Source organism: Arthrobacter sp. Soc17.1.1.1, assembly GCF_036867195.1.
Classification (GTDB): domain Bacteria; phylum Actinomycetota; class Actinomycetes; order Actinomycetales; family Micrococcaceae; genus Arthrobacter_D.
Map to the genome: position 1 here is coordinate 1,193,448 of NZ_JBAJII010000001.1, position 12,542 is coordinate 1,205,989.

Consider the following 12,542-nt stretch of genomic DNA (forward strand, 5'->3'; position numbering starts at 1 on the left):
CATGGTGGAAGCCATCTTCGCACCTAGTCTCGGTCCTGTCGCGACTACGGCAGTCACGAGAAGGAGATCAGAGATGTACAGCAAAGACGGCGAGAACTACTTCATCGTGGACGCGCACATAGCCCTCTGGGACGCGCGTCCGGAGAACCAGCGCAACATCCACGGCAAGCAGTTCATCGACTGCTTCTACGACTACCACCGCAACCTCTCCCCGGAGTCCGAGCAGTGGACGTACGACGAGTACCTATACCAGGGCGGCGAACGCCTCATGAAGGACCTGTTCACGGACGGGTACGTGGACCACGCCATCTTCCAGCCGGCATACCTCGGCGAGTTCTACCACCGGGGGTTCGGACAGACGGAGGAGGCCTACGGCCTGGCCGCGGCGAACCCGGACCGGCTGACGTACAACCACTGCTTCGACCCCCGGCAGGGCGAGGCGGGGCTCGACCAGCTGCGCGCGGACCACGAGCGGATGGGCTTCCAGGGCGTCAAGCTGTACACGGCCGAGTGGCACGGCGAGTCCCGCGGCTACAAGCTCTCCGACCCCTGGACGTACCGGTACTTCGAGGAGTGCCGCAAGCTCGGCATCAGGAACATCCACGTCCACAAGGGCCCGACCATCCGGCCCCTCGACCGCGACGCGTTCGACGTGTCCGACGTCGACCACGCGGCCTCCGACTTCACGGACCTGAACTTCATCGTGGAGCACGTGGGCCTGCCCCGGCTGGAGGACTTCTGCTGGATCGCCACCCAGGAACCCAATGTCCACGGCGGGCTGGCGGTGGCGATGCCGTTCATGCACAGCCGCCCACGGTACTTCGCGCAGATCATCGGTGAGCTCATCTACTGGATCGGGGAGGACCGCATCCAGTTCTCCAGCGACTACGCACTGTGGACGCCGCGGTGGCTGGTGGAACGGTTCGTCGACTTCCAGATCCCCGAGGACATGACCGAGTACGCGCAGCTCACCACGGCACAGAAGAAGAAGATCCTCGGCCTCAACGCGGCGAAGATGTACGGCATCCCGGTACCGGCGGAGCTGCAGATCCCCGACGCAGCGGAGACCGCCACCGGCCCCCGGCAGCCGGAACGGGCCGACCTCGCGAGTGCCCGATGACCACAGCACCCCTCGAAGCACCCCTCGATGCACACCCCGATGCGCACCTCGGAGCGGAGCCGCCGGCGGGCGTGGTCACCGACGACGTCGTCCGTCGAAGCCTGCACACCGTCCTCGACCCCGAGCTCGACGAGCCCATCACCGAGCTCGGGTTCGTCCGGTCCGTCCGCGTGGCACGCGGTGCCGTCGACGCGGGCGCCACGGTGGAGGTCCACCTGCGCCTCCCCACCTCCTTCTGCTCACCCAACTTCGCGTACCTGATGGCATCCGACAGCAAGGACGCCATCTCGGCGATCCCCGGTGTGGGGACGGTGATCGTCGAACTGGACGACCACCACGACTCCGGCCTGATCAACGCGGGACTCGCCGCCGATGCCGGCTACCGCGGCACCTTCCGCCACGAGGCCGAGGACAGCCTCGACGAGCTGCGGGGCACGTTCCGCCGCAAGGCCCACACCGCCGCCATGGAGCGGTGCCTCACGGGCCTGCTGCGCGCCGACCGGGATCTTCCCGAGGAAGAGCTCGGCCGCGTCCGTCTCGGCGACCTCCCGGCCGGTCGCGAGAAGGACGCGCTGCTGCGACGCCGGTCCGCGCTCGGGCTCCCCGGGGACGACGGCGCGCCCGTCCTGGTCGACGCCGAGGGCCGCACGTACCCCGAGGAGGCCGTCCCCCTGGCCCTGCGGCGAGCCCGTTCGACGCGCATCTCGATCGACGGCAACGCGCACTTCTGCCGCGGACTCCTCCGCACCCGCTACGAAGGCTCCGGCACGGACCAGGCCTTCCGGCCCGAGGGCTCGGAACCCGCGGACCAGCACGGACTACTGAACCTCACAGTGAAGGGACCCCACTCATGAGCACGATGCGCGCCGTCCAGGTGGTCGGCTACCACGAGGCCCTCAAGATGGCCGAGGTGCCGATGCCGAGCGCCACCGGCCCGTTCGACGTCGTCGTCCGGATCGGCGGCGCCGGGGTGTGCCGCACCGATCTCCACATTCTCGAGGGGCAGTGGGCGGAGAAGTCCCAGGTCCACCTGCCCTACACGATCGGCCACGAGAATGCCGGCTGGGTGCACGCCGTCGGCGGCGCCGTCACGAGCGTCGCCCCGGGTGACAAGGTCATCCTCCACCCCCTCATCACGTGCGGCCTCTGCCGTGCCTGCCGGTCGGGCGACGACGTGCACTGCGAGGAGAGCCAATTCCCCGGCATCGACACCAACGGGGGCTATGCCGAGTACCTCCTCACCACGGCGCGGTCCGTCGTCCGGATCGACGACTCGCTGGAACCGGCCGACGTCGCCGCGCTCGCGGACGCCGGCCTCACCGCCTACCACGCCGCCGCGAAGGCCGCGAAGCGGCTGACGGCACGCGACACCTGCGTGGTCATCGGGGCCGGCGGGCTCGGGCACATCGGTATCCAGGTCCTGAGGGCGCTCACCCCTGCCCGGCTCGTCGTCGTCGACCGCAACGAGGCGGCCCTCGACCTGGCCCGGGACATCGGGGCGCACGTGGGCGTCCTCGCGGACGGCACGCAGGTGGAGCAGGTCCTCGCCCTCACCGACGGGAAGGGCGCGGAGGCGCTCGTGGACTTCGTGGGCGAGGGCGGCGCCACCGCGCAGGGGATCGCGATGCTGCGCCGGGCGGGGGACTACTACGTGGTCGGCTACGGCGAGAACATCGACGTGCCGACGATCGACATCGTCTCGGCCGAGATCAACATCATCGGCAACCTCGTGGGCTCCTACAACGACCTGCAGGACCTCATGGCGCTCGCCGCCCGCGGCGCCGTCACCCTGCACACGCAGAAGTACGCGCTCGACGACTTCCAGCAGGCCATCGACGACCTCGACGCGGGCAGGGTGAGGGGCAGGGCCATCCTCGTCCCCTGACGGAACCGGCGACCCAGCCAGCGAGACCAGCCGGCGACATCAGCCGGCGACATCAGCCATCGGCACAACCATCGACAACGACGTCCAGGAGGTTCCCATGAACGCCACCAGTCCCATCCGCTCGGTCATCAGCCCGGGCCGGTACGCCCAGGGCCCGGGAGCCATCTCCCGGCTCGGGGAGTACCTCGCACCCATCGGAAGCACACCGCTGATCGTCGCCGACGACGTCGTGTGGGGTTTCGTGGGACACGACGTGACCACGTCCCTGAAGGCGGCGGGGCTCCCCGTCACCCGGGAGGCGTTCGGCGGCATGCCGTCGGCGAAGGAGATCGACCGCCTCGTCGGCGTCATCGCGAGCACGAAGGCCGACGTCGCGGTCGCGGTGGGCGGCGGTAGCACCATCGACGCCGTCAAGGCCTCCGGCTTCCTGGCGGGCATCCGGTGGGTCACCGTGCCCACGGTCGCGTCGACCGACGCACCGACGTCGGCCCTCGCCGTCGTCTACACCGAGGAGGGCGCGTTCGAGGAGTACCGCTTCTTCCCGCGCAACCCGGACCTCGTCCTCGTCGACTCCCAGATCATCGCCAACGCCCCGGCGGCCTTCCTCGCCGCCGGGGTGGGCGATGCGCTGGCGACCTGGCTCGAGGCACGGGCGACGGCGGCGTCGGGTTCACGGACCATGGCGGGCGGACTGCCGACCCTCACCGGCACGGCCCTGGCGAGGCTGAGCTGGGACGTCCTGTGGGACAACGCGCTGCCGGCCCTCGACGCGGTCCGCGACCGGCTGGTGACGCCCGCCCTGGAGAAGGTCATCGAGGCCAACACCCTGCTCTCCGGCCTCGGCTTCGAGTCCGGTGGCCTCGCGGCGGCGCACGCCATCCACAACGGCCTGACCGCCGCCCCGCAGACCCACGGGCTGGCGCACGGCCAGAAGGTGAACATCGGCTCCCTGACCCAGCTCGTGCTCGAGGGCGCCCCGACCAGCGAGATCCGGGACTTCGTGGAGTTCACCACGCGGGTCGGCCTCCCCACCACGCTCACCGAGGTGGGGCTCACGCCGGAGGACACCGAGGAGCTCGAGCTGGTCGCCGCCGCAGCGACCGTGCCGGGGGAGACCATCCACGCCATGCCGTTCGAGGTCAGGGCCGCCGACCTGGTCTCGGCACTGGCCTCGATCGAACGGTCCTCGCGGCGCATCAGGGAGGAGGCGGGCCTCCCCGGGCCGACACCGTACAAGGCCTCCCACTGACAAGGCCCCCCACTGACAAGGCCTCCCACTGACAAGGCCCCGTACCGGGCCCTCCGCCGGCCGCGCGCCGATCCGGGCCGGTCCGTCGCAGCGGGTGACGAACCGGCCCTCCGCGCGCGACAATCATGGGGCGGAGGCCGGAGGCCGGCGCCGGGCGGCCCGGAGCAGCCGGAGCAGCCGGAGGAGGAGACACCGTGGCAGCTGACCGGAACCCCGGAGCGGGCGCCGACCGGCCCGCCCGCAGGCCCGCGCGACTGCTCCCCGGCCCGGCGCGCCTGCTCGTGGTCGTGGCGGTCGCCGTCTTCGCCGCCTCGCTCGGCTTCGTGCTCCTCTATACGACGTCGCTCCCGCCGGCACTCTGCATCCTGATCGCGTTCGTGCTCGGGGGAGCGCAGCTCTACGCCCTGCGCGGCAACCTGTTCCGCGGTGGGCGGGGCGGCACCGACGTCTGACCTCCCCGCCCCCGGGCAGGGCCGCTGCGTGGCAAAATAGGCCGGTGACCACGAACGCCCTCTCCGACTCCCGCACCATCATCCGGCCCGTCCAGCCCGAGGACTACGAGGACGTCCGCCGCATCACGCGCGGCGCCTACCTCGAGGCCGGCTACTTCGCCGACGAGGCGCACCCCTACATGGCGGTGCTGGCCGACATCGAGCACCGCGCCGAGCACGCCGAGGTCTGGGTGGCGGAGCGCGACGGCGCCGTGGTCGGATCGGTCGCCCTGACCTTCGCCGGCCAGCGGTACACGGACATCGCCGTCGAGGGCGAGCTCGAGTTCCGCATGCTCGCGGTGGATCCGGCCGTGCAGCGGGGCGGCGTGGGCCGGGCCATGGTGGAGCGCATCATCGAGCACGCCCGCAGCCTGCCCGGCATCGAGGCCGTCAGCCTGACGAGCGGATCGGACATGGTCCGCGCGCACCGCCTCTACGAATCGATGGGCTTCGTCCGCGTCCCCGAGCGCGACTGGGAGGTCCCGAACGAGGACATCCTGCTCTGGGTCTTCCGCCTTCCGCTCTGACGCGAGGCACCGGCCGGGAGCCGCCGGCGTCGGGCCCGCCCGATGCCGGGCGCCCGCCACGCCGCCACTAGACTGGAGGCAGACACCCACCTCCGACTTCCTTGGGAGATCCATGGCTGAGATCAACCGGGACGACGTCGCGCACCTCGCGCGGCTCGCCCACATCGACATGAACGACGACGAGCTCGACCGCATGGCCGGCGAGCTCGCCGTGATCGTCGATTCCATCAAGTCCGTGAGCGAGGTGGCGGGCGACGACGTCCCCGCGACCAGTCACCCCATCCCGCTGAGCAACGTGTTCCGCGACGACGTGGTGGGCGAGACGCTCAGCAACGACGAGGCCCTCCTCGGCGCGCCCGACAACGCCGACGGCCGCTTCAAGGTGCCGGCCATCCTGGACGGGGAGTAACCCATGACCGAGATCATCCACCTCTCAGCCGACACCCTCGCGCAGAAGCTCGCGGCGAAGGAGGTCTCCGCCGTCGAGGTGACGCAGGCCCACCTCGACCGCATCGGCGCTGTGGACGGCGCCATCAACGCGTTCCTGCACGTCAACACGGACGAGGCGCTGCTCGTCGCCGCCGGGGTCGACAAGGCCCGAGCCGACGGCGACACCCTGCACCCGCTCGCCGGCGTGCCCATCGCCGTGAAGGACCTCATCGTCACCAAGGGCCAGCCCACCACGGCCGGCTCGAAGATCCTCGAGGGCTGGCAGAGCCCCTACGACGCCACCGTGGTCCGCAGGCTCCGCGCCGCGAGGATGCCGATCCTCGGCAAGACCAACCTCGACGAGTTCGCCATGGGCTCCTCCACCGAGCACTCCGCGTTCGGTCCCACCCGCAACCCCTGGGACCTCGACCGCATCCCCGGCGGTTCCGGCGGCGGGTCCGCCGCGGCCGTCGCCGCCTTCGAGGCGCCCCTGGCCCTCGGCACCGACACCGGCGGCTCCATCCGCCAGCCCGGCGCCGTCACCGGGACCGTCGGCGTGAAGCCCACCTACGGCGGTGTGTCCCGCTACGGCGCGATCGCGATGGCGTCCTCGCTCGACCAGATCGGCCCCGTCTCCCGCACCGTCCTCGACAGCGCCCTGCTGCACGAGGTCATCGGCGGGCACGACCCGCACGACTCGACGTCGCTGACCGACCCCGTCGGCGCGCTCGTCGAGGCCGCGCGCCTCGGCCAGGTCGAGGGCATGCGGATCGGCGTCATCAAGGAACTGCAGGGCGAGGGCTACCAGGCCGGCGTCCTCACGCGCTTCTCCGAGTCGCTCGAGCTGCTGCGCTCGGCGGGCGCGGAGATCGTCGAGGTCTCCTGCCCGAACTTCCGGTACGCGCTCGGCGCCTACTACCTGATCATGCCGTCGGAGGCGTCCAGCAACCTCGCCAAGTACGACGGCGTGCGCTTCGGCCTGCGTGTGGTGCCCGAGGGCACCCCGACGATCGAGCGCGTCATGGGCGCCACGCGTGCCGCCGGGTTCGGCGACGAGGTCAAGCGGCGCATCATCCTCGGCACCTACGCCCTGAGCGCCGGGTACTACGACGCGTACTACGGCTCGGCGCAGAAGGTCCGCACGCTCATCCAGCGCGACTTCGCCGCCGCGTTCGAGCAGGCCGACGTGCTCGTCTCGCCGACCGCCCCGACCACGGCGTTCAGGCTGGGGGAGAAGCTCGACGACCCGCTGGCGATGTACCTCAACGACGTCGCCACCATCCCGGCGAACCTGGCCGGCGTCCCCGGTCTGTCGCTGCCCGGCGGCCTCGCGGACGAGGACGGACTGCCGGTCGGCATCCAGCTCCTCGCCCCCGCCCGCCAGGACGCACGCCTGTACCGCGTGGGCGCCGTCCTCGAATCACTGCTCGAAGCCGGCTGGGGCGGGCCCCTGCTGGCCCAGGCCCCGGAGATCACACAGAGTGCAGGTGGGAAGTAATGACCGCAGTAACCGATGAGATCCTGACCTTCGACGAGGCGATGGAGAAGTACGATCCCGTCCTCGGGTTCGAGGTCCACGTGGAGCTCAACACGAGGACCAAGATGTTCTCCTCCGCGCCCAACGCGTTCGGGGACGTGCCCAACACCAATGTCACGCCCGTGGACCTCGGCCTGCCCGGCGTGCTGCCGGTCGTCAACGGTGTGGCCGTGGAGTCCGCGATCAAGATCGGCCTCGCGCTGAACTGCAGGATCGCCGAGAAGTGCTACTTCGCGCGGAAGAACTACTTCTACCCGGACACCCCGAAGAACTTCCAGACCTCCCAGTTCGAGGACCCGATCGCGTACGACGGGCACATCGACATCGAGCTCGCCGACGGCACCGTGTTCCGCGTCGAGATCGAGCGCGCCCACATGGAGGAGGACGCCGGCAAGCTCACGCACATGGGAGGCTCCACGGGCCGCATCCAGGGCGCCGAGTTCTCCCTCGTGGACTACAACCGCGCGGGCGTCCCCCTGATCGAGATCGTGACCAAGCCCATCGAGGGCGCCGGTTCCCGGGCCCCCGAACTGGCCAAGGCCTACGTCGCCGCGATCCGCGAGATCGTCAAGAACCTCGGCGTCTCCGACGCCCGCATGGAGCGCGGCAACGTGCGCTGCGACGCGAACGTCTCCCTCCGCCCGCACGGCCAGGAGAAGTTCGGCACCCGCACAGAGACCAAGAACGTGAACTCCCTGCGCTCGGTCGAGCACGCCGTCCGCTACGAGATCCAGCGCCACGCCGCCGTCCTCGACTCCGGCACGCCCATCATCCAGGAGACGCGCCACTGGCACGAGGACACGCGCTCGACGACGTCCGGGCGCCCCAAGTCCGACGCCGACGACTACCGCTACTTCCCCGAGCCGGACCTCGTTCCTGTCGTGACGAACGAGGCCTGGATCGAGAAGCTCCGTGCCGAGCTGCCCGAGCCGCCCGCCGAGCGCCGCAAGCGCCTCCAGGCCGACTGGGGGTACTCCGACGCCGAGTTCCGCGACGTCGTCAACGCCGGCGTCATGTCCTCCATCGAGGACACGATCGCCGCCGGTGTGAGTGCCGCCGTCGCCCGCAAGTGGTGGATGGGCGAGATCTCCCGCCGCGCGAAGCTCGCCGACGTGGAGCCCGCGGAGCTCGGCGTCACGCCCGAGCTGATCGTGGAGCTCAACGCGCTCATCGAGTCCGGCAAGATCAACGACAAGCTCTCACGCGACGTGCTCGACGGCGTCCTCGCCGGTGAGGGCACGCCCGCGGAGGTCGTGGAGCAGCGCGGCCTGGCGGTCGTGTCCGACGACGGACCCCTCCTCGAGGCGATCGACGGCGCCCTCGCGGCCCAGCCGGACGTCGCCGAGAAGATCCGCGGCGGCAAGATCCAGGCCGTCGGGGCGATCGTGGGCGGCGTCATGAAGGCGACCCGCGGGCAGGCCGACGCGGGCCGTGTCCGCGAGCTCATCCTGCAGCGCCTCGGCGTCGAGGGGTAGCGCGGGTCAACAGGGGGTTCGGATGGCGATGATGCCGGCGGCGGAGTTCGACATCGAGGCTCCGCTCGTCGCCGCGCTGCTCGCTGCGCAGATGCCCGATCTCGCGCACCTGCCCGTCCGGGCCGTCGGCGGCGGATGGGACAACACGCTCTTCCGGCTGGGCGGGCACCTCGTGGTGCGGCTGCCGCGGCGCGCCGTCGCCGACGCCCTGATGGTCGCCGAGCAGCAGTGGCTCCCGGGCCTCGCGGCGTCCCTGTCCGTGCCGACGTCGGCGCCCGTGCGGGCCGGCGTGCCGGGCTGCGGCTACCCGTGGCACTGGTCCGTGTCCCGATGGATCCACGGGGTCGGCGGCCTGACCGTCCCGCGGTCCGGGCGCTCCTCGACGGCCGTCCCGCTTGCACGGTTCCTCGCCGCGTTCCAGCGTCCAGCCCCGCCGGACGCCCCCGTGAGTCCCGTGGGCCGCGGCGGTCCGCTGGCGGCGCGTGACGACGCCGTCCGGGCGCGGCTCGCGTCGCTGCCGGCGGCCCCCGGCGGATCCGCCGCGCCGCTGCTGGAGGTCTGGGAGGAGTCCCTCGCGGCACCGGTCTGGTCCGACGCGCCGCTGTGGCTGCACGGCGACCTGCACCCGGCCAACGTGGTCCTCGCCCCGGACGGCGCGCTGGCCGGCGTCGTGGACTTCGGCGACCTGTGCGCCGGGGACCCGGCGACGGACCTCGCCGCCGCCTGGCTGCACTTCGACGCCGCCGGCCGCGCCACGTTCCGCACGGCACTCGAGGCGCTGCGCCCCACCGACGCCGCGACCTGGGCCCGCGCGCGAGGCTGGGCGGTGAGCCTGGGCAGCGCCCTCGCGGCGGCGTCGGACGATGCCCCCGCCCTCCACGCACTCGGCGTCGGGGTCCTCGGAGCGGTGCTGGAGGACTGACCGGCGCCGTCTCGCGCCCGGCCGCCCGACGGGCCCCACGCCGGCGGCCGCTGGTAGTGTTGCCCCGGGCAATATCCCGCCCTGCACTCGAACCGCCAGGCCCAGCCCACCCCGCTGGAGGACCGGGCGGCCTGGAAGGAATCGTTCAGTGAAGGCGCTGTACAAATCCGGGGCTCATCCCGGCTTCGAACTCGTGGACCGGCCCGAACCCGACGCGGGGTGGGGCGAGGTCAAGATCCGGGTCATCACCACCGGCATCTGCGGGACGGACCTCCACATCGAGAGCTGGGACGCCTGGGCGCAGGGCATGATCTCGGCCCCTCTCATCCCCGGCCACGAGTTCTACGGCGAGGTCGTGGCCCTCGGGGACGGCGTCCGCGACATCCGCATCGGCGACCGCGTCTCCGGCGAGGGGCACATCGTCTGCGGGATCTGCCGCAACTGCCGGGCCGGCCGCCGCCAGATGTGCATCCACACCTCGAGCGTCGGCGTGCAGCGCGACGGCGCGTTCGCCGAGTTCGTCGTCGTCCCCGAGACCAACGTCTGGGTGCACGACGCGACCATCACCCCCGAGCTCGGCGCCGTCTTCGACCCCTTCGGCAACGCCGTCCACACCGCGCTCAGCTTCCCTCTCGTCGGCGAGGACGTCCTCATCACCGGGGCCGGCCCCATCGGGCTCATGGCCGTCGCCGTCGCCCGCCACGCCGGGGCCCGGAAGATCGCGATCACCGACGTCTCCGCCCCGCGCCTCGAGCTCGCCCGCGGCGTGGGCGCGGACATCGCCGTCGACGTCAGCCGCATGCGCGTCGCCGACGCCCAGCGCGAGCTCGGCATGAAGGAGGGCTTCGACATCGGGATGGAGATGTCCGGCCACGCGACCGCCCTGCCCGAGATGATCGACAACATGAACCACGGCGGGAAGATCGCCATGCTCGGTCTGCCGTCCGGCCCCATCTCCATCGACTGGGGCAAGGTGGTGACGCATATGCTCACCCTCAAGGGCATCTACGGACGGGAGATGTTCGAGACCTGGTACGCGATGAGCGCCATGCTGCAGTCCAACGGGACGCTGCGCGAGGCGGTCGCGTCCGTGGTCACCGACTGCCTGCCGGCGAGCCAGTGGCAGCAGGGCTTCACAACAGCGCGCGACGGCGCCAGCGGCAAAGTGGTCCTCGACTGGACCACCTTCTAGGAAGCAGGAACACCATGTACTCAGCAGTCCGCGACCAGCTCGCCGGTGAACTCGACGACATCCGCAGCGCCGGCCTCTTCAAGCACGAACGGCGCATCTCCTCGCCGCAGTCCAGCCACATCACGGCCGGAGCGCTCGACGCCGGGGACGCCGACGTCCTCAACTTCTGCGCCAACAACTACCTCGGCCTCGCCGACCACCCGGACATCATCGCCTCGGCCAAGACCGCCCTCGACGAGCGCGGGTTCGGCATGGCCTCGGTGCGCTTCATCTGCGGCACCCAGGACCTCCATCTCGACCTCGAGCGGCGCGTCTCGCAGTTCCTCGGCACCGAGGACACCATCCTCTTCTCCTCCTGCTTCGACGCGAACGGCGGGGTCTTCGAATCCCTGCTCGGCGCGGAGGACGCCGTGATCTCGGATGCGCTGAACCACGCGTCGATCATCGACGGCATCCGCCTGTCCAAGGCCCAGCGCTTCCGCTACGCGAACCGGGACATGGCGGACCTCGAGGCGAAGCTGCAGGACGCCTCGGGGGCCCGGCGCCGCCTGATCGTCACGGACGGCGTCTTCTCCATGGACGGCTACCTCGCACCGCTCGAGGCCATCTGCGACCTCGCCGAGCGGTACGACGCGATGGTCATGGTGGACGACTCCCACGCCGTCGGCTTCATGGGCGCGACCGGCGCCGGGACCCCGGAGCACGCGGGGGTCGCGAGCCGGGTGGACATCTTCACGGGGACCTTCGGCAAGGCGCTCGGCGGGGCGTCCGGCGGGTACGTCGCCGCCCGCGCCGAGATCGTCGCCCTGCTGCGGCAGCGGGCCCGCCCGTACCTGTTCTCCAACTCCCTCGCGCCCTCCATCGTCGCCGCGACACTGACGGCACTGGACCTCGTGCAGAACAGCGGGGAGCTCCGGGAGACCCTCACCCGCAACGCGGCCCTCTTCCGCCGCCGCATGACCGAGGAGGGGTTCGACCTCCTCGAGGGCGAGCACGCGATCATCCCGGTGATGTTCGGTGATGCCGTGCTCGCCGCCCGCACCGCCGACGCCATGCTCGCGCACGGCGTCTTCGTCACCGCGTTCAGCTACCCCGTGGTGCCGAAGGGCGCCGCCCGCATCCGCGTGCAGCTCTCCGCAGCGCACACCGGGGAGGACATCGAGGCGTGCGTGCAGGCGTTCGTCGCCGCGCGTGCCGAGGTGGACGCGGGCAGTCCGGGAGCGGATGGCGGGCAGGCGTCCGACGCCGGCGCGCCGGGCGCGCACGTGGGTGGCGCGTAATCCGGTACCACCTCGCGGGTTCCTGCAGGTCCTAGGGGAGCACGTCCCCGTCGACATACATCCAGCGCCCTTCCACCCGGACGAATCGGCTGCGCTCCTGCAGCAGCCCCGACCGCCCGGCCCTCCGGAACGACGCCCGGTACTCCACCACGCCGGCGTCGTCGCGGTCGCCGCCGAGGGCCGTGTCGACGATCTGCAGGCGCCGCCACTCGACGTCCCCGTCGAGATCGACGGTATCCGGACGTGTCGATGGGTCCCACGAATCGAGCAGGTACCTCTCGAGCCCGAGAGCGAACGCCGAGAACCGTGAGCGCATCAGTGCCAACGCCGTCGACGCTGCCCCTCCCCGGTGGAGCGGCCCGCAGCATTCCCCATACGGCAGAGCGGTTCCGCAGGGGCAGTCGTCGAGCGTCATACGATTCCTCTCCTGACCGG

General features: G+C 71.3%; 13 protein-coding genes. 12 read left to right on the forward strand and 1 reads right to left on the reverse strand.

Going from position 1 to position 12,542, the window contains the following annotated elements; all coding sequences use genetic code 11:
• The first annotated feature begins 73 nt into the window (after window positions 1–73).
• The 12 genes from V6S67_RS05370 (at window position 74) to V6S67_RS05425 (ending at window position 12,107) form a co-directional block, all read left to right on the forward strand.
• Window positions 74–1,120, forward strand: a complete 1,047-nt coding sequence (locus tag V6S67_RS05370) for an amidohydrolase family protein (RefSeq protein WP_334209268.1) — start codon at window positions 74–76, stop codon at window positions 1,118–1,120.
• A complete protein-coding gene (locus V6S67_RS05375; RefSeq protein ID WP_334209269.1) occupies window positions 1,117–1,974 on the forward strand; it encodes a metal-sulfur cluster assembly factor in 858 nt (285 codons plus the stop codon). Before V6S67_RS05370 ends, V6S67_RS05375 begins: the two co-directional genes overlap by 4 nt.
• On the forward strand, window positions 1,971–3,005 hold the full coding sequence (locus V6S67_RS05380) for an NAD(P)-dependent alcohol dehydrogenase (protein ID WP_334209270.1): 1,035 nt from the start codon (window positions 1,971–1,973) through the stop codon (window positions 3,003–3,005). The genes V6S67_RS05375 and V6S67_RS05380 overlap by 4 nt, the downstream gene beginning before the upstream one ends.
• Window positions 3,006–3,102: 97 nt before the next feature.
• Window positions 3,103–4,254, forward strand: coding sequence for a glycerol dehydrogenase (locus V6S67_RS05385; protein WP_334209271.1), 1,152 nt, complete (start codon window positions 3,103–3,105; stop codon window positions 4,252–4,254).
• Window positions 4,255–4,448: 194 nt separating this feature from the next.
• Window positions 4,449–4,706: a hypothetical protein gene (locus V6S67_RS05390; RefSeq protein WP_334209272.1), complete on the forward strand. Its 258-nt coding sequence runs from the start codon at window positions 4,449–4,451 to the stop codon at window positions 4,704–4,706.
• A gap of 44 nt (window positions 4,707–4,750) precedes the next feature.
• Window positions 4,751–5,272 (forward strand): GNAT family N-acetyltransferase, encoded by a 522-nt coding sequence (locus tag V6S67_RS05395; protein ID WP_334209273.1) that lies wholly within the window; start codon window positions 4,751–4,753, stop codon window positions 5,270–5,272.
• A gap of 112 nt (window positions 5,273–5,384) precedes the next feature.
• On the forward strand, window positions 5,385–5,681 hold the full coding sequence (gene gatC / locus V6S67_RS05400; RefSeq protein ID WP_334209274.1) for an Asp-tRNA(Asn)/Glu-tRNA(Gln) amidotransferase subunit GatC: 297 nt from the start codon (window positions 5,385–5,387) through the stop codon (window positions 5,679–5,681).
• A 3-nt stretch (window positions 5,682–5,684) separates the two neighbouring features.
• Window positions 5,685–7,199: an Asp-tRNA(Asn)/Glu-tRNA(Gln) amidotransferase subunit GatA gene (gatA, locus tag V6S67_RS05405; RefSeq protein WP_334209275.1), complete on the forward strand. Its 1,515-nt coding sequence runs from the start codon at window positions 5,685–5,687 to the stop codon at window positions 7,197–7,199.
• Complete coding sequence (gene gatB, locus V6S67_RS05410; protein ID WP_334209276.1) at window positions 7,199–8,713, forward strand: Asp-tRNA(Asn)/Glu-tRNA(Gln) amidotransferase subunit GatB; 1,515 nt, start codon at window positions 7,199–7,201, stop codon at window positions 8,711–8,713. Before gatA ends, gatB begins: the two co-directional genes overlap by 1 nt.
• A gap of 22 nt (window positions 8,714–8,735) precedes the next feature.
• Window positions 8,736–9,635: an aminoglycoside phosphotransferase family protein gene (locus tag V6S67_RS05415; RefSeq protein WP_334209277.1), complete on the forward strand. Its 900-nt coding sequence runs from the start codon at window positions 8,736–8,738 to the stop codon at window positions 9,633–9,635.
• A 148-nt stretch (window positions 9,636–9,783) separates the two neighbouring features.
• Complete coding sequence (tdh, locus tag V6S67_RS05420; RefSeq protein ID WP_334209278.1) at window positions 9,784–10,827, forward strand: L-threonine 3-dehydrogenase; 1,044 nt, start codon at window positions 9,784–9,786, stop codon at window positions 10,825–10,827.
• A 14-nt stretch (window positions 10,828–10,841) separates the two neighbouring features.
• The gene (locus tag V6S67_RS05425; RefSeq protein WP_334209279.1) at window positions 10,842–12,107 is read left to right on the forward strand and encodes a glycine C-acetyltransferase; all 1,266 of its coding nucleotides are present in this window, start codon (window positions 10,842–10,844) and stop codon (window positions 12,105–12,107) included.
• A gap of 31 nt (window positions 12,108–12,138) precedes the next feature.
• Here the strand turns inward: V6S67_RS05425 and V6S67_RS05430 are convergent, their stop codons facing one another.
• Window positions 12,139–12,522: a YchJ family protein gene (locus V6S67_RS05430; RefSeq protein WP_334209280.1), complete on the reverse strand. Its 384-nt coding sequence runs from the start codon at window positions 12,520–12,522 to the stop codon at window positions 12,139–12,141.
• Between the last annotated feature and the right edge of the window lie 20 nt (window positions 12,523–12,542).

Excerpts from the sequence above, each read along its gene's own strand:
- V6S67_RS05370 (WP_334209268.1), top strand. The coding sequence starts at position 74 with ATGTACAGCAAAGACGGCGAGAACTACTTCATCGTGGACGCGCACATA.
- V6S67_RS05375 (WP_334209269.1), top strand. The coding sequence starts at position 1,117 with ATGACCACAGCACCCCTCGAAGCACCCCTCGATGCACACCCCGATGCG.
- V6S67_RS05380 (WP_334209270.1), top strand. The coding sequence starts at position 1,971 with ATGAGCACGATGCGCGCCGTCCAGGTGGTCGGCTACCACGAGGCCCTC.
- V6S67_RS05385 (WP_334209271.1), top strand. The coding sequence starts at position 3,103 with ATGAACGCCACCAGTCCCATCCGCTCGGTCATCAGCCCGGGCCGGTAC.
- gatC (WP_334209274.1), top strand. The coding sequence starts at position 5,385 with ATGGCTGAGATCAACCGGGACGACGTCGCGCACCTCGCGCGGCTCGCC.
- gatA (WP_334209275.1), top strand. The coding sequence starts at position 5,685 with ATGACCGAGATCATCCACCTCTCAGCCGACACCCTCGCGCAGAAGCTC.
- gatB (WP_334209276.1), top strand. The coding sequence starts at position 7,199 with ATGACCGCAGTAACCGATGAGATCCTGACCTTCGACGAGGCGATGGAG.
- V6S67_RS05415 (WP_334209277.1), top strand. The coding sequence starts at position 8,736 with ATGGCGATGATGCCGGCGGCGGAGTTCGACATCGAGGCTCCGCTCGTC.
- V6S67_RS05425 (WP_334209279.1), top strand. The coding sequence starts at position 10,842 with ATGTACTCAGCAGTCCGCGACCAGCTCGCCGGTGAACTCGACGACATC.
- V6S67_RS05430 (WP_334209280.1), bottom strand. The coding sequence starts at position 12,522 with ATGACGCTCGACGACTGCCCCTGCGGAACCGCTCTGCCGTATGGGGAA.